The organism is Sporosarcina saromensis (assembly GCF_054901285.1).
On the sequence record NZ_CM142738.1, the window covers coordinates 1,691,903 to 1,714,172 of the forward strand.

Here is a 22,270-nt window from a genome sequence, read left to right on the forward strand (position 1 = left end):
AGACCAAAGCGGCATAGCACACGTGCTCTTAGCGAGTCGTCCTACTGATCACTTCATGAGCGATAAAGCATTTGGCTTTATCGCTCTTTTTGGGTTACTTTATAGGCTCACGGAAACCGTTCGCCTAAAGGCCATCTACTGTAAAGTAATCTCCTCCGAAGGACTTAATCTGTTAAAATACGAAACTTTATGAATAATAGAGCGTACAAGAGAGAAGGAATCGGGGAAGGAGATCAATCATTGGTAACTAGTCTATTCATGTTGTTCATACTCATCGTTTTACCGATAGTTACCATCTGGATGTTAGCGAGAGCAACCTATAAAACGAAGTTGGAATGGCTCCTCGATGCAGTAAAAACGGTAGCGTTGGTCGCGTGGCTAGTCCATACGCAGCCGTGGGACTGGATTGGCTATTATATCCGTTATCTATTGGTCATTTTGCTTGTTGTTGCGCTTTTCCTCTCATGGAAAAAGGTCAATGCGTTACCGTTTCGCGAAAATTATACGATGAAACGTACAAATACAATGGGTCTCAATATCGTGCTCATTGTCTTTTTTGGAGCAATTACTGTATCAAGTATCTTCAGCTATTCAGTCAAAGACAAAGCGATTGAACTAGCATTTCCGATGCACGAGGGCACTTATTATGTTGGTCATGGAGGAAATCACACGTCGATGAACTATCATCATGCATATGATGATCAGAAATATGCGCTCGATATTGTAAAGTTAAACAAAATCGGTACACGAGCAAATGGCCTTCAACCGAAGGAGTTAACCAAATACGAAATTTTCGGTGATGAACTGCTTAGTCCGTGCAATGGAAAAGTAAGCGAAGTGAGAGATGGTCTTCAAGACATGACACCTCCTAAAATGGATCGCGAACATCCGGAAGGTAATTTTGTAGCACTTTTTTGCGAGCAACATGACGCTACAATCTACATGGCGCATATGAAAGAAGGAAGTGTTGCTGTCGCAAAAGGGGATACAGTGACAACCGGGCAGCTGTTAGGGAAAGTCGGCAACTCGGGAAATACAAGCGAACCGCATTTGCATATCCATGCTGAACTGGATGGCAAAGGGGTGCCGCTGACGTTTGACGGAAGGTTTTTAGTGAGGAATCAGTTGGTGAAGACAGGGGGGAAGTGAAGGTTTGATTACCATACAGTTGAAGTGATTATGCGGGCGTTTGTCAAATAAGCTTGCAATGCTGTTGACGTATCGTACGTTAAATGGAAGCACTATTGTTGACAGTAAATCAAACAAAAGAGATGTAGAGTTTGCCTCTACACCTCTTTTGCTTGAATGGTATTTTTCTTCTTGTTATTGTATCCGAGAAGATCCAACAGCTCATTATTCTTTCGAGCCAATTCCCTTAATTGTAAATCCTTTGTAGCGCGTGTTAAATGTTGTGGGGTCGAACCAATGTATTTAATAATTTCCTTAGCCATTATACATCCCTCCCAAAATGTCTACCGCTAAATCGAATTGTTCTCTTTCATCCATTATAGCACTCAGTACTTGTCTTTCATAGTGCTCTACCCTTCTGCTGCTCCAGTTTTCGCCAAGTTGAAAATGACAAGTTAGGATAAGTTCTCCTCTTTTCTTTGCAAGGTAAACCATTTGCTTGCTTTCTGAATAGAATATGTGCTCTGTTTCGGGAGTGTTTTTCCGATATGTTGCTGACACGAAGGAATCTTCATCGTTTAAATGATAATATTCATCAGGCGTAATCGCACCAATGAACCCCAATAATTCAAAGTTGTCACTTATTCTTTTGTATAATGTGATGCCCAAGCAATTTGAAATAGTAGTTAGAGGTTTATCAATATATGCACTTGCGTTCTTTTGGATTTCACCGCCGGACAAATAGCCACTTAATGTTTTCAGAAACAATTTTAAGTTTAACTCTCCATTTTGGATACATTGCAAAAATAATGGTACAGATTCCTTATATGCAGTTAGTTGTTGAAATGCAGCAAGACGTTCTTTCACCTCATACTGTTGGTTAAAGAACGGCGCAACTTCCTGCAAAATTTTACTCAATGATTCTTTTACGAATTTACAAATCATTTCGGGGTCTTGAATCGTATAGTCGTATGTCCACGTATTTTGCCCATACACATCAAAAATAAATGACCAAATAAAGTCATCTACCCCAGATTCCTGAATTCTTTTATGCAAAGGGGAGTTTGTCATACTTAATTCACTTAACAGTTCACTCACAATTTCAGTTGTATACTCGGGTTCACTGTCATACAAGGATCTATACGTTTCGTATTTTTCCGTTATCAAGTCTTTTAAATGTTCTCTGTAGAAACTAAAAATATCCGTATCAATAACTGGGATAATGATTTTGTTAGTTTGTACAGCGGTTGCATATTCTGCATACGTAACAGTGATGTTCGGGTCTTTTTGTGTGAATGAACCAGCCTTATTTGAAATCAATAAAATAAAAACATCGCATTGTCTAACCTTTTTTAAACAATCTTCAATCGAATCTGGAGAATAAATACCGAAGCCGTTGTCCTCGAATAATAAAGGATTATGCCCAGCTTCTTTAAGAGACTCATGAAGTTTTTCCCTAACAATACGAAGTTCAGGCTGAGAAGAAGAACTAACAAATATTTTGGATGAATTATTCACTTACTACCCCCCATATCTTTTACTCGAAAGCGTCGCCGATCGTTACAACTATAGTAAAACAAATGTTCGTAATTATCAAGCTTGTAATCATTGGTTGGAGTCAAAATGTAGTGAACCGAGCTGCACGTATTGTCCGAATCGGCCAGAAACGCCGCTACCGAAGGGGTGAAAGCAGCTCATTAAAGATTGAAGGATATTGGAATTGGCTATGCATAATGGAAAGGTGGAGCACTCATGATTGTATGGTTTCGACATTTGCCGCAAATACGCTTGGAAGGGGCAGCATGGCAGCCTTTCATTCAACACGAATGGTTGCGTAAGCATTTTATGAAGATTGTTTATGGATTAATGGTCGCTTTTATTATATTGCCCTTTGTGTCTGGAGGGAGTCTTACTCCTGTGAAAAACTTCCCCCTCCTGTTCATCATTGTTGGCGTATTTGTCATTCACGAGGCGTTGCATATGCTTGTTATCCACAAGAAAGGCGACATGAGCTTAACGTTCAAGGGGATTTATTTTTGGATACATACAAATGCCATCCTCTCGAAAAAGAGGTATTGGGTTTTCATGACGTTACCCTTCATCAGTTTAACGATACTCCCGGCAATTGTGTCGTTTTTTGTTACGGGTGAACTGCAAGCACTCTTGTTGTTCATCGCTTGGTACAACTTAATAATCTCTGCAGCTGATATTGTGAATTCGATTTTGATTTTATTGAAACCGAATCGGACCGAATTTTGTAGGGGCTATTATCGGAAGAGAAGTCGGGAGGAAGTTGGCATGAAGGTTGTTGGGTGAGGTGTAGAATATGGAGGCGAAACTATAGAAGGATGAAATGAATTTCGATTAGCGACTGCTGTTCGTGAAGTTGGAGTTTAATCACGGAAGGGGACGAACGAAATGAATCTTAACAAGCCAATTGCTACAGGAAATACAGCAGAGATTTTTTTGTGCGAAAATACGATTGTAAAACTTTTCAAAGATTATCTTCCTGAAACCGAATCGTCTTATGAAGCAGCTAAGCAGAAGATTGCCTACGAGCTCGGCCTTCCGGTTCCGAAGATACTGGATGTTATAAAGGTTAACGGGAAGCAAGCGATTATCATGGAATATATAAAGGGAAAGACATTAGGGGAACAGTTTCTTGAAAATAGGGAGCAAGGAGAGTATTTTATCGAACTATCCATTGATATGCAACGAAGAATACATAGTTTGAAGGTAGAAAATCTTGAACCAATGGCTTCAAAATTACGCCGTCAGATTGAATCAGTCCATCGTCTTGATGAAAGACAAAAGTTCATGCTCTTGCAGAAGTTAGATTCATTCTCATTCGAAAATAGACTCTGTCATGGAGACTTTCATTTATTTAATCTTGTAGAATCAGATGATAACGTTACGGTCATAGACTGGGTTGACGCCAGTTCTGGAGATATACGTGCCGACGTTTGCCGCTCATATTTACTGTATAAGCAGTTTTCCGAAGATTTGGCAGAAATATATATAAGTATTTATTGCGAGAAGAGTGGATTGGCTAAAGACGAGATTGTGGAATGGGAGCCTATCCTGGCTGCTGCTAGGTTGGCGGAGAGAGTGGAGTCCGAAGTGGAAAATCAGCTAGTCAATATTGTGAATCATTACTATCCGCTAAATAAGTCCTAGAAAATGGAGGCGATCCCATTGGAGAATGAAGTGGAATTTCGATTAGCAATTGAGCAAGATTTGGAACGAATTGTTGAAATGCTGGCCGATGACAAGCTGGGTGCCACACGAGAGCAATTCGAATTGCCATTACCAGACGTGTATCGTGAAGCATTTCGTGCAATTGAAGCAGATCCTAATATCGAACTCGTCGTTGCCTGTCTTGGAAATAATGTTATTGGCGTCCAACAAATCACATTCACCCCCCATCTAACTCGACAAGGTGGATGGCGTGCAACAATCGAAGGAGTCAGGACTTACTCAAGCGTTCGCGGAAAAGGGATGGGAACAGAATTGATAAAGTGGGCCATTCAACGGGCAAAAGATCGCGGTTGCCATCTGATCCAGTTAACAACGGATAAAGAGCGGAAAGACGCCATCCGTTTTTATGAACGATTAGGGTTTCAAGCATCTCATGAAGGGATGAAGATGACATTGCATTAAAAAAGGGACTTGGATGAACGGACTGATTTCATCAATCCTTATACGTGTTCACGTCTTTTAGTAAATTGCCATTCATAAAATGCACATTTCTAATCGGACTTTCGTAGGCTACTAATAAATGAGCATAGCAATGGCATAAAGGAAGTGAATGGATGGATGATGGACATAAACAGCAACAAGACCAGTCTCCTGTTTCCTCTGAAGTGTATGCGGCGAGAATAGCGTTTCTCGGTTCGGTCCTGTCCGCATTAGGAGATGGACTTTCTGTAATCGCGGCGGGCATGGCGCTTCAACAAGCGGAAAGCCAAAGCGCACAAGAATCACCATATCCAGACGAACAAACAAAACAAATTGAATCCATGCAAAAGCAAATTGAACAATTGACTAAAAGAATTGAAAGCATGGAGAAAAGAGAAAGTTGACTATCACTCCGAACCATTGTCAGCTTCCGTCTCTGCTAACGATTGTGCGGTCATTTTTTTAGGAGCGCAATTTTTGAATGAACGTGCGTCAAATCACTGAAATGAGGCAATCAGACAGTACGAGCGCGGGTAAGAACTTTGGTTCTTCAGTAAACAGGGGGCATGCGTCTACAAGCCGCACCATTTATTTGCATTGTTGTTTTTTAGGCGGAAAATAAGGGAACGTCTAATTTGGACGTTCCCGTTCTTATTCCGTTTATGAAACAAGGTTACCAGTGTACTTGTAGTTTATTACCATTTGGGTCGTAAAAATGGAAAAAGGCATGACCATTATCTTCTTTTATATCCTCGACCTTAACTTGATGATCCTTTAAGTGTTGATGAAATTCTGGTAATTCTGGACTTGTGAAGCCAATGCTAAATTCTTGTTCGTTATTAATTGTAAAATGTGCAAACGTTTCATCCTCGGTAGGAACTAAGATAAGTAAAAAAGGTCCTTCATTTACTTTTATTATTGCACGTTCCTCAGTCTGATTTAGTAACTGGAGCCCTAAAACATTTCTATACCATTGTGCAGATAGTTCCAAATCCTTTACAGGAATTCTAATATAATGAACTTGTTCAATAAATGATTTACTCAAAGCCTTCTCTCCTTTAATCAATTCGGTATATGATATAGTTCGCTTCCTTTATCCCTTTTTCCTTCCGAGTCTTTAATGAACCAGCCCTGGTACATTAAAGCATGGTTAATGTCCCGCTCTCCTCGAATTTCTTCACTAACGGTACATTAAAGCACGTTTAATGTACTGCTGGCATCGATTTTCCTCGCTAACGGTACAATAAAGCACGTTTAATGTCCCGCTCTCCTCGAATTTCTTCACTAACGGTACAATAAAGGACGTTTAATGTCCCGCTGGCATCGATTTGCTTCGCTAATGGTACATTAAAGCACGTTTAATGTCCCGCTGGCATCGATTTGCTTCGCTAATGGTACATTAAAGCACGTTTAATGTCCCGCTGGCGTCGATTTTCCTCGCTAACGATACAATAAAGGACGTTTAATGTCCCGCTCACACCGAATTCATTCACCAACGGTACATTAAATAAAATACCAATAACAACTATCACTGCGACCGTCTGCATAGGATGACTAGAAAATAACTCCAAAAAGAAAATCGAACTAAACGATTGTAATCTTTGATGACGTATGTTATTATTATCTCGAATTCAAGACATTCTTGAGTTCCTTCTGCAAGTGAACATACTAATTCTGTCAGACATCATGGATTTTACATTTGTTAAATTTTTTTACTCATATATCTAGAATTCGAGATAATTTCATATTATAAAGGAGAGAGGACAAATGAAAGGTATCAAAGGGATTCACCATGTCACTGCCATTACGAGCAGCGCGGAAAAAAATTATGATTTTTTCACCTATACATTAGGGATGCGCCTAGTGAAAAAGACGGTTAATCAAGACGATATCCAGACGTATCATTTATTCTTTGCGGATGATAAAGGGTCTGCGGGTACCGATATGACATTTTTCGATTTTCCGGGCATCCCTAAAGGAACGCATGGAACAAATGAGATCTACAAAACGGCATTCCGTGTACCGTCGGATGCAGCATTGGATTATTGGTTGAAGCGTTTTGAAAAATATGGCGTGAAGAATAAAGGAATTCAAGAAGTGTTCGGCAAGAAGACGATTTCATTTGTCGACTTTGATGAGCAACAGTATATGTTGATTTCGGATGAGAAGAACGAAGGAGTCGCCGCGGGGACGCCATGGCAAAATGGTCCGGTTCCTTTAGAATTTGCGATTACTGGTTTAGGACCGATCCACGTACGCATTGCGGATTTTGATTACTTTAAAAAAGTACTTGAAACGGCGTTGGAATTTAGAGAAATCGCTAAAGAGGGCTCGCTGCATTTGTTTGAAGTCGGAGAAGGTGGAAATGGTGCACAAGTCATTGTGGAACATAACACGTTGCTACCGAATGGACAACAAGGATTCGGAACCGTACATCATGCGGCATTCCGTGTGGAAGATGCAAGTGTGTTGGACGAGTGGAATGCACGTATGCGAAAGTTAGGCTTCCCAACATCAGGCTACGTCGATCGTTTCTTTTTCGAATCCATCTATGTCCGCGTTGCACCTGGCATTTTGTTCGAATGGGCAACGGACGGCCCTGGCTTCATGGGAGATGAGCCGTACGAAACAGTTGGCGAAAGCTTATCATTACCGCCATTCCTGGAAGGGAAGCGGGCACAAATTGAGGCATCGGTACGACCAATCGACACAGTTCGAAGCACACTTACAATTGAAAAAGAGTACTTTTAAGGAGGTGAATTAGAAGCAAATGGGTTTTTTAAGTAAATTATTCGGAACACAAAATAAGGAGGAAACAACAATGACAAAACCAAATATAGGTATTATTTTAGGATCAACACGTGAAGGGCGCGTAAGTCCACAAGTAGGCGCATGGGTTAAAGAATTAGCAGATAAACGCGGAGATGCAAACTATACAATTATTGATATCGCAGATTATAAATTACCACTTTTAGGTGAAGCAGGTGACGCATCTGGTGCAGCTGCATGGTCGGACATCGTCTCAAAACAAGACGGTTTCGTATTCATCGTTCAAGAATACAATCATTCTATTACAGGCGCGTTGAAAAATGCTTTGGATTACTTGCGTGAAGAATGGAACAACAAAGCGGCGGGGATCGTTTCATACGGTTCAGTCGGTGGCGCACGTGCGGCAGAGCACCTACGCGGCATTTTGAGTGAATTGCTAGTTGCGCATGTTCGTGTACATCCAGCACTTTCATTGTTCACAGACTTTGAAAACGGAACAGACTTCAAACCTGCAGCAGTACAAGCGGCTTCCGTTAACCAAATGTTAGACCAAGTGATTCCTTGGACGAATGCAATGAAAACAATTCGATAATCAGATAACTAAAAACACAAAATGTGCATGGGCGCATTTTGTGTTTTTTAGTTATGAAAAGTTGCTTGTATCAGAGTTGGAATCATAGGCGTCCAACTAATCACCATTAGCCCCACGACCTCATTTGATTCATTCAATAAAACTGCCTGCCACCAATTGTAATTTGGCGCAGGCAGTTCCTTTTAGTCTCGCAACATAACTTGTAACGTCTTCTTGTTCCATTTCGTTTGAAAATAAATATACTGCGCGGTGAAATTCACGCAGAAGGCGACCGAATAAGAAACCCAAACCCCGTTCAACTCAAGGGCAGTATGGTGCGATAGGAAGTAGGCGATTGGTACTTCGCATGCCCAAATGGTGAGTACTAAAAAGACGGTCGGCCAAAAAACGACTCCGGTTGCGCGCATCGTCGCAGTGACCGTTTGCATATGTCCGAAAATGAGATAACTCCAAAATGTGATGAATAAATAGTCTTTTGCAATGGCTAGCGTTTCGGCATGGTCGATGAATAGACCTAAAATCGGTTGTGCAAACAGATACATGATGAGGATGATAATGCCCCCAAGCACATAATTCAGGCGCACGCCGATCTGGCGGATCTTTTGAATCATTTCTGTCGAACTCGCACCGAGAGCTTGCGCCACGAAAACGGATGTGGCAATCGCAATACTCATCGCCGGCATTTGAGCGTATCCGCCAATCTGATTGACGACTCCATATGCCGCTGTCGCACTCGAGCCATAGACGTTTACAAATCCGATTATTGCGATTTCCGCAACTGAAATTGCAACCATGCTGATGCTCGCTGGGATGGCAAGTTTCAAAAGGGAAGAGAGAATGTCTTTCTTCAAATTGAAGTGTTGTAAGACGGTTTTATCCAATCGTAAACTGTGTTTCTTTTTATGCAAATAGAGCAGGAGTAAAACAAGTGTAACGAAGTTTGACAACACAGATGCATACGCAGCACCGTTCAAGCCTAAACTTGGTATGCCAAACCATCCGAACATGAGAACAGGTAGGAAAGCGATGTTCGCTACGACACTAATCACAAGGAATATGAACGGCGTCTTTGAATCGCCAACCCCTCGTAAGAACGTCGTGTATACCATATAGAGAAACATAATAGGTAACGTGAAAAATAAAATGCGTGCATAAGAAACACTTTGGGCAAATATATTTTCTGGTGTTTGCATAATGCGTAAAATCGTTTCAATGAAGAGACCACCAAAAATTGCAACGACAACGGATAAAATTGTCGTTGCAGCTAACGTCACACCGACGACTTGTTTCATCTTCTCAATATTGCCAGCGCCATATGTTTGCCCGACCAATATCGAACTCCCTGAGCCAATGCCGATTGCAAAGGCCATTAGGAAAAAGAAGAATGGAAAGAAAGCGGAAATCGCTGCTAACGCATCCACTCCTAAATGTCTCCCGACTAAAAACATCCCGAAAATCTGTCCAAGGGACTGTAAAATATTCGCAAACATGATGGGCAGTAGAAAGCTAATAAAGGCTTTCTGCAACGCTTTTTCATCACGTACTAGAGCTTCGTTCATAATCGTTTCCTCTTCCGTTTTTAATTAATAGCCCATTTCCTTCAATACGCGTGACAGCGTACGCAAACGCTCGCCGATCAATTCACCATCATCACTCAACGCTTGGTTGAACAATTGAATGTCTTCTTTAATCTGATCATTTTCCGTGCAAACTTCGACTGTCATCGCATCACCTTGCAACCCGACACGCTTTACGACCGGGTTTTCAGAATCATACAAATCTTCATAACGATAAGCATCCTTAAAATACAGCTGTGCCTCACATACCAAAATGGCAAGATCGAGTACACGATGCAGCGGCAACTCCTCTGACTGGCGGGACCACTTTCCACCTGTATGACGCCACACCTTCGCGGAAATATCCACTTTCCCACGGTCATTCCACTGTGCCAATCCAAGCGACAAGCCTTGAGCATCTGTCTTATAAGCCGTACGACCATCAATATTCGCATAATTCTCCGCAATAATCACCGGTTTATGCTTCAAATGAGTCGGTATTTTCATACAAATTCCTCCTTACTGATTTACTAATTTACTAAATTACTGATTTAGTAAATATACGCTTGCTTGCCGCGAATATCAACAGCGCGGTTGTGCCGAATTATGTATGGATTTAGATTGAACGAGAGACTCAACAATTAGCGAGCGGACAGCAATAGGAGTTGTAATACATTGCTGATTAGGATGTTTATGTTATCGTTAAACACAAGTATAATAACGAGGGTGTCGATTCATGAATGAGGAGTGTCTAACAATCTGAAAATCCTTACGTTTTCGCTCTGCAGTCTAGTCAGCTTTTCACACGGAAAAAGACCGTCAAATGACGATCTACGTTCTTCCTTCAACGCACCCGTTAGTTGAATAAACGTCTGTAAACAATCACGCCTAGTTCTGATTTATCCGTTTAACTCAGGACAGATAACTAAGAGGTTGGACAACCTCGCAAAGTTCGCTTTCTTCCATAAAATTTGTAACAATCGAAGAGTGCCCCACACCTACAAGGAATAAAATACGATCTTCTTCAGAATCAATAAGACGGGTTAAATTTGCAAACATTATTAGATTTCTTTTATACCACCAACTTAACCAGTTCATACCAATATAATTATCTAAATCGCCAATGCGTGCAATATTCAAATGAAGTTTTTGTACATTGTTAACTATGGCGGAATCGTTTAGTTCTTTGTAGTAGTCTATTACACTTTTATCATCCGACAATTCAGGGGCCACGAGCTCTTCATATATTTCCTTTAGAAGTTCTGGTTGATTTTCTTCCGCCCACTTCACAACTTCCCCATAACTCATATTTGCATCGCCCATCCAATCAGTCGGATAAATCTGTTCATGATCAAGCTTTAATCCTAACCGAAAAGCGACTTGGTATATTTCATTCATAGGTAGTTTGTATGTACCTAGTTTATATTGATTAAATTCTTCGTTAAATGATTCACTATCCTCTGGAACCATTTCAACTGCAATCTTTGTCGGGTTAAACCTTTCCAGTTTGGACACTAATTCCTCTATTTCACTTTGTCTTTTTTCTGAATCTAGCCCCTCATATTCAGCCATATGAAAACTCCCAAGTACAAGAACTTTCGCTTTTTCCTGTTTCAATTAAATTCCTCCTTAATTGCCGTATTTTCATACACTAACTCCCAATCATTTACTTAAACAATCTGATCCAAGTATTGGATATTATTATCTTATAGCACTAGTGATTTTCTGGTAATGGGCCTGGGGATGATTCTCAAATAGGGCTCGAGGCTTATTAAACTAAATGTTTGTCTTATTATTCATATACAATTCTATTGACTATATTTAATCGGACACAGTCACTGTAATAATTCTTGTTTTGAAATACAGAAAGCGGTATGATTATTGGCGTATTACAGTAGGAGGTGTTGTGAAGATGGCAATTTTAATGGCATTGCCAGCTTCTAAAAAGACTCATGCAAAGCCGATTTCTGAAGTGGCGATACTTTGCATGGGGCGAATGAAAGACTAATCGCTTGCGAAAGAAGCTTCTCCATTTCTACAATTGTGGCTTTGCGCATTGTTTGCAACCCACAAATACGAAGGAGCTGACATGATGACTAACGAACGTTTTATACGAAACGACCAATATAATTTTATTAAACGACAAGTCCATCAACTCGTGTATGGCCATGCAACCGTGAATGATCAACACGTTATTGGTGCTCTCGAATCGCTCTCCATTGAGAGAGTAGATGAATTGTTTACAGAGTTATCGAATGAACAAAAAGAAATGTTGTACCGTATGGAGAACATAGCGGAAAAAGAAACAGCGGAACAATTTCTTCTGGAGCTAGAGCCGTATATTATCCCGTTCAATGAACCTTCGGAACAGCGTATGAAAAAGCTCTTTCCGAAAGTGAAAAAGTTGAAAATGCCTAAAGAAGGCTTGGACTACACAAAAATGACGTATCTCAGTTTTGACGATATCGGCACGAAAAAGAGATACATTGTCGCGCCTGCCAACAAGGGCTTGATAGGACTTGCAGGTACTTACGAAGAGTCTCAGATCAAACAAATATGTGCGATTTGCAACCGTCTCACTACTGTCATCCTTTTTATGACGAAAACAAAAGGGGAAGCAATCGGCACATACACGAAAAAAGGGAACTATATTTGCAAGGATGCAGACAATTGCAATCATCACCTGCTTACCTTAGAAAAACTACATGATTTTGTAGAAAACATGAAATAGAAAGTTATAATCAGAACGAAGTACTCAACCTAGATGTAGGGGATTTTCGAATAAAAGGCACGCGGCACACAATTCCTTGAAACTGTATTTACTATAAGAAACATTCATCCTTGAGCCTCGGCTCCTATAGGGTGGATGTTTTTTTATGTATGAATAGAACTCTTTTTAAAGAGAATCTGTTAATTCATAGTGAATTACTTCCATTATAAAAAATAGAATTGAAGCATGGCTCTCTGACATAATAAATGTTTTTTTACTATTAAGAAATCTATATGCTTTCTTCCTATTAACTGCTAAAATATACCTAACAAGCAGCATGGGGGAGATTCATTGTGTGGAGAAGATTAATTGCAAGTTTGCTCGTCATTTCTTTATGTCTCGTACAATTTAGTAGTGTTACATATGCACAGTCAACGTACTTTATTAACACACCAAAACAAGTGTATACATATGAAAAACTGACGAAAGATATTCAACAGCTGGCGAAGGATTATCCCGACTTAGTCTCCTATCATTCTGTCGGCAAGACGGCGTATGGGAGAGACATCTGGGCAATGAAAATCGGAAAAGGTGAATCTACACTTCTCGTTACCGGCGCTCAACATGCGAGGGAATGGATGACGACCATTTTAACGATGCACATGGCGAATAAATACGTGACAGCTTATGAAACGAACCAATCCATTCAAGGATATGACGTCAAAAAAGTACTCGACGAGACAACGATTTGGTTCATGCCGATGGTCAATCCCGATGGCGTGACATTGCAGCAAAAAGGGTTAGCTGCTTTCCCGAAGAAAGACCATCCGAAACTACTTCGCATGAACGATGGGAGCAAAGACTTTACGCGTTGGAAAGCAAATGCACAAGGCATCGATCCGAATCGAAACTATGACGTTGACTGGAAGCGCATCCAAAACAGTCCGACAAAACCTTCATGGCGCAATCACAAAGGTACGAAGCCTGGACAAATTGCTGAAGTAAAAACTGTCATGAAAGTGGTGGATGAAGTGAATCCTGAAATGATTTTGGACTATCATAGTTCGGGCGAAGTATTGTTTTGGGATTATAAAATTGATTATAAAAATAAACAACGCGACCGCGTCATTAGCAATAAAGTCGCAAGCATGACCGGCTATTCGCTCATGTTCGCACAAAATCGTGCAACCGGCTCATTGACGGATTGGTTCATGTATCGGTACGACAAGCCGGCATTGACGCCGGAAGTCGGCAAGTTTGCCGGACAGACGAACGTTCCCCTTCAAGAGTTTGATAGGATTTGGAAGCAGAACGCAGCAGTGCCAATGTATGCGGCAATGGAGAGTCGTCAACTGTGGTTCAACAAACAACCACTCGTCCAATTGCGCGATGTCCAAGTCGATTTGCTCAAACCGATAACTTTGTATGCGCAACCGTTCAAACCAACGAAACAAACCATCCAACCTCAAAGAGTTTCAGCCGTCGGAGAAAAAGCGGATTGGTATGTGATTAAGACGGATAAGGGGAATAAATGGATTAAGAAACAGCATACAAAAGAATATACCGTTCAAGGATTCACCGATTATAAAGAGGGGGCTTATTGGTCCGAACCGACCTTGTGGGCTGTCAATAATGGGCTCATTGCCGGCAACGTTGTCAATGAGCGAAAGTATTTAAAGCCAATGGACGACTTGACCGAAGCGCAATTTTTAACGATATTATTCCGCTATGCAAAACCCGAAGAGCTCGCAATGACTGCGCCGACATCCAACTTTTGGGCGGCCGTACCGTATCAACTAGCTGCGCATTATAACCTGCCAGTTGCAGGAAGTCTTGCTCATGTAAAACCGGCAAACGCCCCGATTACGCGAGGGAAAATGGCACAAATACTCGCTGCACTGCATTTCGGGAATCCGGCCATAACTGTTGAGGAATCAGTAGCTTTCATGTACGAAGCAAACATTTCCCAGGGCTATGATCCGTTCAATCAAACCTTAGCAAACTTCGGTGTAGATGAAATCCTAAAACGCGGTCAGATTTCAACATTCTTTATGAACTACGACGCTTTTTTACAACAAGAAGCCCTTGGTGACGAATCGATTGAACAAACGGAGGAGTGAGGACAATAAGATTGAAAAGATTCATCATTTACAACGTGTTGATTTGTCTAATCGTGTGCATAAGCGGCTACAGTTACATCAAAAATCATGCCCGAAGTACAATTGCTTCTACGTACGCTTTACAATACACAGCCGACAAATATGGACTGGATGAAGGAGAACTAGAGCTACTTGACGTAACGTATAGGAGAGGTATGGGCGTTTATGAGATCACCCTGCAATCGAACGTCACAAAAGAGGAGTTTGCCAGTGAAGTCAGGATGGCAAATGCCCATCTTGTTTCTCATTTTTATGATCAAACAAAAGAACATCGTAAACAGCAATCCGAGGAGCGATGAGAGGATCGATGAAAAAAATCATACTAATCGTCAACATTCTGCTGTGCCTAACGGTATTATTTATTAGCCATCATCATTTCCACCGCCAACAACAAAAGGCAGCAGCCTATCATCATGTCCTATTAACTGTCAGTGAAAAGTATGAGGTGAACGTGGATAGATTGGATAGAAAACAAGTTGAGTATCTACCTGATGAAGAATACTATGCTATCCAAATTGAAGTGAAAAAGACAGGCGATGTGCTAACTTACAAAGTTGGCGTAAATGAAGACTATGCAGTGACGCATGTTGAAGAGATTTTAGTGGAGTCTGAATGAAATGCCTGATGTTATAAATGTATAATTAATAAAGGTGCCATGTAATCCAGTACTAGATAAATAAGTAAAACAGGCAAGCCGTGTGATATGCGGCTTGCCTGTTTTATAAATGATATCTGCGCAAGATAGGAGTCTCCCGCGTCGATAAGTCATGCTTAATGACGCTCGAAACCGTAAATTGGAGTCTCCCGCGTCGATAAGTCATGTTTAATGACGCGCAATCCGTGAAAAAGGAGCTTCCCGCGTCGATAAGTCACGTTTAATGACGCGCGATCCGTGAAAAAGGAGCCTCCCGCGTCAAGAAACCATCTTTAACGACGCGCACCCCGTAAAAAAGCAACTCCCCACATCATAAACACACATTCAAAGTCACTCCACAACATTCCAGTGAAATAACATACCTTCATCCGTAACAATCCCGCAAAATACCCTATTCAACCGCGCAACCAAGCACAGCGCAAAAGCAACCTCAAAGCACCTTACTTACCGCACGCGCTGCTTCCGCATCCACTGCGTCGCAACCCACTTCTCGCCGATCTCCACAGGCGCACCGCCGTGCAACGTCAAATCATTCAACGCCGGATCATTGTAGAAATACTCGAAGTACACCGCCATCCCTTTGCGCGGCGCAACCGAAAAATTCAAATGCGGGAAAAACGTCTCGCCGCCTTGCTCCACATCATTCAAATACATCACAAGCGTACTAATCCGATTATTCGTCACGTTGCTCTTCGCCGAAAAGAAATCATGATGCGCCTTATACTGCTGCCCCGGCGTATACCGAAGGATCTGCAGCCCCTCACCATGCGCAATCGGGATATTCATCACCGCTTCAATGCGCTTTTCAATTCGTGCAACAACGACATTTTCCGTCTCGTCAATGAACGTGCTACTACTCGTCCGGACCTCATTCTCCTCGCGTGTCGTTCCAATCTTAGAACGCTTCAACCCATCCGCCGACAAACGAATCAGTTCATCACACTCTTCCTCACTCAACATATTCCCTAACACAACAACCAACGGCTCATCGATTCTTGCAATAATGTCAATCTCTCTATCTGTCACGATCTTCTTGCCAACATGACCGAAAATCGTCTGCTCTCTATTCTCCGCTATCAACTTCCAACACCTCTTAATTGTTTACTTTGTAAAACAAAAACGTACTCGGGCAATTTATATACAGCTAATAACGGTCCTCTCTCGTCCGGTTCACACATCCTTTTGGAAGTAAATTCAATATATTGTAGCACGCAGAAAACCGTATCGTAAATTACTTTTTTTGTACAAAGGGTAGGCCGATGGAACTGTTTTTGCGGGCAAAATTTTCGTGCGTTTTTTCTTTGAATCGCGATGGAAAAAACAAACGCACGGCAGCTACGACACGAAAAAAATTGTACAACAAAACGACCGCAGCGCACGTGTGAAGTACCGTATGCCAAACATCCGCAAGCATTTCTCCCAAGCAAAAAAAATTCTTTTTTATTTTTTGTATCCTTTTATACATTCCGCGTCTATGTAATGTGTGAGAGCTATGATCATAAAAGTAAAGGTGGAGAATGGAATGGAAATGGAAAGGGAAATGGAAAAAGGATGGTTTAAAGTATATCGGAAGCTGATCTATAAACCGATTTGGAGAGATGCGAAGCCTCATCAACACACTGTGCTCATCACGTTGCTTTCGATCGTCAATTTTGAAGAGAAGCAATGGGAATGGAATGGCAAAGTGTATACAGCGCAATCGGGACAAGTCATTACGTCGCTGGCGTCATTGAAAGATATATGCGGCAGACATATCAGTATCCAACAACTTCGGACGGCGTTAAAGCGTTTTGAAAAATACGGATTTCTAACAAACGAATCAACAAACCAAAATCGGCTCATAACCATTACCAATTGGGACGTTTACCAGCAAAACGGCAAAGGAAAAACAAGGCAAGCAACAATCGAGCAACAAAGCACTAACAAGCAAGTAACAACTAAGAAGAACTATAAGCATTATAAGAACTTAAGAATAAAACCTTTCGCGTATGCGAATCCAGTGCAGGAATACCAGCTCGATTTGACGAAGGGGGAAGCGCTATGATGGCAGAAAAAGCGGTACTGGGCTCGATGATGAAAGAAAACTACCTCATTACGGATGCGAACTTGTCGGTCTCGCACTTCGCAGATCCTGTCCATAAGATTATTTTCCAGTCGATGAAGGAGCTGCGGGCGAGTGGAAAGGGGGTCGACTTCATCACGTTGTTGACGACGTTCCACCCGCAAGACATCGGAGGGGCAAACTACGTCCGAGAGTTAGCGGACTATGCGCACCTTCCAACGTTTGACGACCATGTGACTGTCATGCTCGATGCATGGCGGGAACGGGAAACGCGCAATGTGCTGCACATCGCCATGCAAGAAAACTGGCCGATCGACCGCATTATGAATGGATTGGACGCACTACTTGATAACCGCGTGACCGATTATGCCTCTTTGAGTGCCTTGCTAGCGGACGTCTATGAGGACCCGTACATCAAAAAAGAGATAGCAGAAGGGGCAAAAGCCGGAATCGGGGCGCTCGATACGATGACGGACGGCTTCAAAGACGGTGAGCTGACGATTATCGCGGCACGGCCAAGCATGGGGAAATCGGATATTATGCTGCATATCGCAAAGCACGCCGGCTGGACAAACCGGCTGCCGCTCATCTTTTCGCTTGAAATGTCCGCAACGAGTTTACGAGATCGCCTGCTTGCGTCAACCGGTCGTTTTTCACGCATTCGTATGCGCGATCCCTACACGATGTTGAACGACAAACAGAAAAACGACTGGCCTCGCACCGTCGGCCGACTTGCGGAATCGAACATGCACTTCTTCGACCGCAGCAAACAGACCGTTGCTGAAATCCGCATGAACGTCCGCAAAATGATCCATACGTACCCGGACAAGAAACCGATCATCTTCATCGACTACTTGACGTTAATTCATTCGGAGGACAAAAGCAGCAGCATGCACTTGCAAGTGTCCAAAATTACGAAAGACTTAAAAGCGATGGCGCGCGAATTCAATTGTCCCGTCATCACACTCGCCCAGCTCAGCCGCGCCGTCGAACAACGACACGACAAACGCCCACTCATGTCTGACTTGCGCGAATCGGGCTCCATCGAAGAAGACGCTGACGTCATCGTCTTCCTGTACCGCGACGCCTACTACTCGAAGAAGGAAAACGACCTAACAATGGAACTCATCGTCTCCAAAAACCGCAACGGCCCGGTCGGCACCGCCGTCGCCATGTACAACAAATTCACAGGGGAGGTCATCGGCAATGCCTAAACGTACGATCAAAGAAGAACTCGAGGACGCCATCAAACTCGACGGTTCTTTCGTCGCACACGCCATCTACTACGCCCTCCAAAAAGGGCTCGTCCAACTCGACGACCCATCAAGCAGCCTACCATACCCCTTCCTTGACTACGACATCATCAGGAATTGGAGGGATGCAAACTACTTGCAACTGTGCACGGTTAAGCTGTTCACGATTCCCATGGGTCAAAAACGGCACGCCCTGTACTTGGCACATGCAGAAGACGAAGCCAGAGCGCAACACTACAAGATGTACGGCTACCGTGCCGAGCGTATTAGTGAAGCCCCGCATGAAATGGATACGTCGTTGTATTGCGAGGAGACGAGGAAGCACCGGGTGATACGGGATATGAAGCGGAAGATGGTAGAGTTTCCTTGTTGGGTGGGGGAGGTGGGGCTGCCAAGCATGCATGCATAATAAGCCTGACGGCAGGGGGGCGCTAGGCATTAAAAAACGCCAGATGTATTCAAATCTGAGCGTTTTTGTTTTCTTTCTTTCTTTCTTTCTTTCTTTCTTTCTTTCTTTCTTTCTTTCTTTCTTCTTATCGAAGCAGCAACACCAATCAACATTCTCATTCAGATCGGTAGCAACATAATTAGGCACAACCTCCTGTCTTCGATTGAAATATTCCCCGCCGTGATACGCTTCAATCGCATCCAGCCCGCTACCTGTCTTCAACAACAACTTCCACGGTAGCCGACCTCATCCACAACTAGCAAATCCGTCCACCGATCCCCAAAATGACATACCAGCATAAATTCAGCCTATTCTCCTTCGCGGCCCGAAGCAACATTCCTGACGAAGGCTTCCTGCACGAACAGCACTTCGCTGGTGCGTGCGGACGAACGTAAAGCCAGTCAAAACCAAAGCCCCTCACAAGCTATAAACAATAAAAGGAGAATTATGAGATTTATTGCAGAATATAGATTATAATTATATTAGAACGCTAATAAATGTAATTCATACTTGGATATTAAGAAAGAGTCTTAACTAATTTGGATATAGAATAGTTACAAAAATACTTAAAGGGGTGTTAATAATGTTTACAAATCTGTTGATTGGTATTTTGGCAAGTATAATTGCAGGTGTGATAATGGGGCTAGCGACATATAAATTGGTTGTGAAAAATAGAAATAAAAACACAGGTATTATTCAAGAAAAGGGTAGCAATCAGATTGCATTGATGAAATCCAAAAATAACTCAATAAGAATTGGAGTGACTTCGGATGAAAAAGAGAGAAAAAGGGATAAACCAAATTAACGGTGCTAATCAAGTGGCTATGATTAATTCAAGCAATAATAACGTGACTATTATTAATAATCCAGTCGAATATATGTCTTACTTAATTAAAAATGGGAAACTTGAAGAAGTGGTTGAGTTGCTTTCGGAGGTCAACAAAAAGACAGAGACATTACATCCTATGTATCCACATTATACGTATAATCAAGTGAAAATTGGTTCGAAGATTGCTTTTAAGCATACTCCAGTAAATGAAATAGCTGCTAAGAAATATCCTCTGAAATTCAAAGGTAAACTATCAATCACAGATCCGGATTTTAACAATAATGAAACTATTGAAGAATTTTTAACACGAAAACACTTTCTACAAGAAAAGGTCAGTATAGATGTGAAATATATTGAAACATGGATTGGTGAACAACTTATCCAAGATTCAATCTCTCTTGAACAGCAGGCAATAAAGGATGGAGAATGGTTTATAATCCCAAAAGAGCTTCCTTCCCCCGTTAAAGCTAAATTAGTAATGACTGAAGAAACAGACATAGTTATTATTGATTACCTTGAACTAAGAGTTACAAATATAGATAAGAGTGGAAATAAGCTCGAAATAAGCAATAGCTTTCAAAAAAACTCTCCAATACAATTAGTTTTAACAATCCCTATTTCAAGTTTTTTTGATGATAACTCTTCAGTTGTAAAGAACTCTAAATTTAACATTCAAATTAGAGAAAACTTTGAAGGTAAGTTAAGTGCAGAAAAAATCTTCTTGGAATTCATGAAGTATGCTGGTTTAAGTTCAAAAATGAAATTCATTGATATAGAGAAAAATAAAGTGTTTTTTTCGTCAGAAAACCTTCATTTAGATAAACCGGAAGACTTTTCAGAGGTTGATGATAGGATATCACTGCTTAAAGATCTGAAGCAGATTCAAGATGAGTTAGACGTTGAATTTAAATTGTCAGAAATAATATATGAGCAAGACTTTGAAATGATACAAATACTAAAGTCTATTATTGAAGATAAAGAGGTAATAACTAAAATAGAAAACCTAAACGCTATTATTGATAATAAGGAGGCATTGGAAAAATTAATAAGTGATGTAAGAGGAAAACCTTTTATGATATCGGGACAAGAGGAGAAAGTTATTAAGCTATTCGGTGTAAGTATTAATCTTAACATTCAATATAAATTTGAAAACCTGGTTGTAAAAGATTTAGAGAGGGTAAAGAGAAAACTTGAAATCTTGGAAGAGGGAGAAACAGCAAAGATTGACTTTGTCCCAGGAACAAAGAACAAAGCTATAACTCGCTATAGTATTTTGGAGAGGGAGTAAAGACTAAACTCGTAGCTTTTGTTGCTCTATCCACCAATAGAAAAATGTAACCACCCTCCGCTAAAGTCCAAGTAAGCAGGGTAGTTACTTTCTGTGAAAATACCCTATTACCGGCCAACCCCAGGTCAAGTGGTATGTCCGTTGCAATGACTGGACGTTGTCGTGTCCGGTCATTTTTAAACTACATCAAGGTTACCACAATATAGATACTATCCACGAATAAAGAGCGCAATGGAGACGAAGGATGAACGAAAGAAGAACACAGGCATTTTTTCAGTGCTTAACTTGTCTTTAATCAGCAGAAAGGAGTACACAACCATGATCAGTGAAATGAAGTTACTCTACGACACTTGGAATAAAAACCAATTGCAGCTTGATGATCATGAAGACTTTATTTTAGTGACAACGCCATTCCTTGATTTGCACCATGACTTCCTACAGCTTATTTTCACGAAGAACGGAGCGGAAGAATACAGGCTGTCCGACGATGGCTTCGTCCTATCTGAATTGGAAATGCTAGGAATCGATATTTTCAGCTCTCAGAAGCGCAAAAGTTTCTTTGACATGACGCTTCGCATCTTTGGAGTAACACATAATCGAGCTACAGGTGAACTTTCCGTCTCCTTCAAGTCACTATCCGAGTATCCTAAAAAACAGAACAACCTCATCCAATGCCTTCTGCGCGTTTCTGATATGCTGCTGACTGCAAGAAATACTGTCATCGGCATTTTTGCAGAAGAAGTTTCCAACTATTTTATTGAGAATCAAGTGTTCTTCTCGGACGATATCGGTTATACCGGAAAATCGGGCAACTATCAAAGCTTCGACTTTGTCATTCCCGCCGCAAGGGGTAAAAAGGAAAAAATTATTAAAGCTATCAACAATCCAAAAGCAGATAACTACAAGCAACCTTTGTTATCGTTTGTAGATATACAAGAGTTGAAACCGAACTCGCAATTCATTGTATTAGGCAATGACTCCATCCAACCGATATCCGAGACGTTCTACAACTCATTATCGAACTACCAGATCCAAGTACTTCCTTGGTCAGAACGGGATCGTTGGGTTGGTGATTTGCGAATACTATAGAGACACTTTTGAAGTGCCGAAATGGGCTTTGAAAGTGGTTTTTTTGTAGGTGGT

General features: G+C 41.5%; 24 protein-coding genes. 17 read left to right on the plus strand and 7 right to left on the minus strand.

Annotated elements, in window-relative coordinates; all coding sequences use genetic code 11:
* The first annotated feature begins 240 nt into the window (after positions 1-240).
* Positions 241-1,149 (plus strand): M23 family metallopeptidase, encoded by a 909-nt coding sequence (locus ACVHUV_RS08400; protein ID WP_462086713.1) that lies wholly within the window; start codon positions 241-243, stop codon positions 1,147-1,149.
* 137 nt (positions 1,150-1,286) lie between these two features.
* On the opposite strand, the gene ACVHUV_RS08405 is transcribed toward ACVHUV_RS08400, so the two are convergent.
* Positions 1,287-1,451 (minus strand): hypothetical protein, encoded by a 165-nt coding sequence (locus tag ACVHUV_RS08405; protein ID WP_462086714.1) that lies wholly within the window; start codon positions 1,449-1,451, stop codon positions 1,287-1,289.
* Positions 1,444-2,646 (minus strand): DUF4062 domain-containing protein, encoded by a 1,203-nt coding sequence (locus ACVHUV_RS08410; protein ID WP_462086715.1) that lies wholly within the window; start codon positions 2,644-2,646, stop codon positions 1,444-1,446. The genes ACVHUV_RS08405 and ACVHUV_RS08410 overlap by 8 nt, the downstream gene beginning before the upstream one ends.
* 234 nt (positions 2,647-2,880) lie before the next feature.
* Between ACVHUV_RS08410 and ACVHUV_RS08415 the strand changes: the two genes are divergently transcribed.
* The 4 genes from ACVHUV_RS08415 to ACVHUV_RS08430 all read left to right on the plus strand — a co-directional run bounded on the left by ACVHUV_RS08415 (position 2,881) and on the right by ACVHUV_RS08430 (position 5,210).
* Complete coding sequence (locus ACVHUV_RS08415; RefSeq protein ID WP_462086716.1) at positions 2,881-3,444, plus strand: DUF3267 domain-containing protein; 564 nt, start codon at positions 2,881-2,883, stop codon at positions 3,442-3,444.
* A gap of 102 nt (positions 3,445-3,546) precedes the next feature.
* Positions 3,547-4,305 carry a phosphotransferase family protein gene (locus tag ACVHUV_RS08420; protein WP_462086717.1) on the plus strand — a complete coding sequence of 253 codons (759 nt, stop codon included), beginning with the start codon at positions 3,547-3,549 and terminating at the stop codon, positions 4,303-4,305.
* 18 nt (positions 4,306-4,323) lie between these two features.
* A complete protein-coding gene (locus ACVHUV_RS08425) occupies positions 4,324-4,788 on the plus strand; it encodes a GNAT family N-acetyltransferase (protein ID WP_462086718.1) in 465 nt (154 codons plus the stop codon).
* Positions 4,789-4,940: 152 nt separating this feature from the next.
* Entirely contained in the window at positions 4,941-5,210 is a 270-nt protein-coding gene (locus ACVHUV_RS08430; RefSeq protein ID WP_462086719.1) for a hypothetical protein, read from the plus strand.
* Positions 5,211-5,479: 269 nt separating this feature from the next.
* Here ACVHUV_RS08430 and ACVHUV_RS08435 read toward each other — a convergent pair whose 3' ends face one another.
* On the minus strand, positions 5,480-5,851 hold the full coding sequence (locus tag ACVHUV_RS08435) for a VOC family protein (protein ID WP_462086720.1): 372 nt from the start codon (positions 5,849-5,851) through the stop codon (positions 5,480-5,482).
* A 722-nt stretch (positions 5,852-6,573) separates the two neighbouring features.
* On the opposite strand from ACVHUV_RS08435, the gene ACVHUV_RS08440 reads away from it, so the two are divergent.
* Both ACVHUV_RS08440 and ACVHUV_RS08445 read left to right on the plus strand, forming a co-directional pair.
* Entirely contained in the window at positions 6,574-7,557 is a 984-nt protein-coding gene (locus tag ACVHUV_RS08440; protein ID WP_462086721.1) for a ring-cleaving dioxygenase, read from the plus strand.
* Positions 7,558-7,576: 19 nt separating this feature from the next.
* Positions 7,577-8,167 (plus strand): NADPH-dependent FMN reductase, encoded by a 591-nt coding sequence (locus tag ACVHUV_RS08445; protein WP_462086722.1) that lies wholly within the window; start codon positions 7,577-7,579, stop codon positions 8,165-8,167.
* Between the two features lie 182 nt (positions 8,168-8,349).
* Here the strand turns inward: ACVHUV_RS08445 and ACVHUV_RS08450 are convergent, their stop codons facing one another.
* The 3 genes from ACVHUV_RS08450 to ACVHUV_RS08460 form a co-directional block, all read right to left on the minus strand.
* Entirely contained in the window at positions 8,350-9,726 is a 1,377-nt protein-coding gene (locus ACVHUV_RS08450) for an MATE family efflux transporter (protein WP_462086723.1), read from the minus strand.
* A 24-nt stretch (positions 9,727-9,750) separates the two neighbouring features.
* The gene (locus tag ACVHUV_RS08455; protein WP_462086724.1) at positions 9,751-10,230 is read right to left on the minus strand and encodes a DUF6530 family protein; all 480 of its coding nucleotides are present in this window, start codon (positions 10,228-10,230) and stop codon (positions 9,751-9,753) included.
* Positions 10,231-10,635: 405 nt separating this feature from the next.
* Positions 10,636-11,340 (minus strand): DUF5694 domain-containing protein, encoded by a 705-nt coding sequence (locus ACVHUV_RS08460; RefSeq protein WP_462086725.1) that lies wholly within the window; start codon positions 11,338-11,340, stop codon positions 10,636-10,638.
* A 475-nt stretch (positions 11,341-11,815) separates the two neighbouring features.
* On the opposite strand from ACVHUV_RS08460, the gene ACVHUV_RS08465 reads away from it, so the two are divergent.
* From ACVHUV_RS08465 to ACVHUV_RS08480, 4 genes are all read left to right on the plus strand, one after another.
* Entirely contained in the window at positions 11,816-12,454 is a 639-nt protein-coding gene (locus ACVHUV_RS08465; protein WP_462086726.1) for a FusB/FusC family EF-G-binding protein, read from the plus strand.
* Between the two features lie 332 nt (positions 12,455-12,786).
* Positions 12,787-14,553 carry a M14 family zinc carboxypeptidase gene (locus ACVHUV_RS08470; protein WP_462086727.1) on the plus strand — a complete coding sequence of 589 codons (1,767 nt, stop codon included), beginning with the start codon at positions 12,787-12,789 and terminating at the stop codon, positions 14,551-14,553.
* A gap of 11 nt (positions 14,554-14,564) precedes the next feature.
* Complete coding sequence (locus ACVHUV_RS08475; protein ID WP_462086728.1) at positions 14,565-14,891, plus strand: hypothetical protein; 327 nt, start codon at positions 14,565-14,567, stop codon at positions 14,889-14,891.
* Between the two features lie 8 nt (positions 14,892-14,899).
* A complete protein-coding gene (locus ACVHUV_RS08480) occupies positions 14,900-15,208 on the plus strand; it encodes a hypothetical protein (protein WP_462086729.1) in 309 nt (102 codons plus the stop codon).
* A gap of 483 nt (positions 15,209-15,691) precedes the next feature.
* Here ACVHUV_RS08480 and ACVHUV_RS08485 read toward each other — a convergent pair whose 3' ends face one another.
* Entirely contained in the window at positions 15,692-16,327 is a 636-nt protein-coding gene (locus ACVHUV_RS08485; RefSeq protein WP_317945368.1) for a 2OG-Fe(II) oxygenase, read from the minus strand.
* 442 nt (positions 16,328-16,769) lie between these two features.
* Between ACVHUV_RS08485 and ACVHUV_RS08490 the strand changes: the two genes are divergently transcribed.
* The 6 genes from ACVHUV_RS08490 (at position 16,770) to ACVHUV_RS08515 (ending at position 22,216) form a co-directional block, all read left to right on the plus strand.
* On the plus strand, positions 16,770-17,291 hold the full coding sequence (locus ACVHUV_RS08490) for a hypothetical protein (protein ID WP_462086730.1): 522 nt from the start codon (positions 16,770-16,772) through the stop codon (positions 17,289-17,291).
* Positions 17,288-18,523 (plus strand): replicative DNA helicase, encoded by a 1,236-nt coding sequence (locus ACVHUV_RS08495; RefSeq protein ID WP_462086731.1) that lies wholly within the window; start codon positions 17,288-17,290, stop codon positions 18,521-18,523. Before ACVHUV_RS08490 ends, ACVHUV_RS08495 begins: the two co-directional genes overlap by 4 nt.
* The gene (locus ACVHUV_RS08500) at positions 18,516-18,971 is read left to right on the plus strand and encodes a hypothetical protein (RefSeq protein WP_462086732.1); all 456 of its coding nucleotides are present in this window, start codon (positions 18,516-18,518) and stop codon (positions 18,969-18,971) included. Before ACVHUV_RS08495 ends, ACVHUV_RS08500 begins: the two co-directional genes overlap by 8 nt.
* Positions 18,972-19,593: 622 nt before the next feature.
* The gene (locus tag ACVHUV_RS08505) at positions 19,594-19,815 is read left to right on the plus strand and encodes a hypothetical protein (protein ID WP_462086733.1); all 222 of its coding nucleotides are present in this window, start codon (positions 19,594-19,596) and stop codon (positions 19,813-19,815) included.
* Positions 19,781-21,127, plus strand: coding sequence for a hypothetical protein (locus ACVHUV_RS08510; RefSeq protein ID WP_462086734.1), 1,347 nt, complete (start codon positions 19,781-19,783; stop codon positions 21,125-21,127). The genes ACVHUV_RS08505 and ACVHUV_RS08510 overlap by 35 nt, the downstream gene beginning before the upstream one ends.
* 318 nt (positions 21,128-21,445) lie before the next feature.
* The gene (locus tag ACVHUV_RS08515; RefSeq protein ID WP_462086735.1) at positions 21,446-22,216 is read left to right on the plus strand and encodes a DUF1829 domain-containing protein; all 771 of its coding nucleotides are present in this window, start codon (positions 21,446-21,448) and stop codon (positions 22,214-22,216) included.
* Positions 22,217-22,270: the final 54 nt, after the last annotated feature.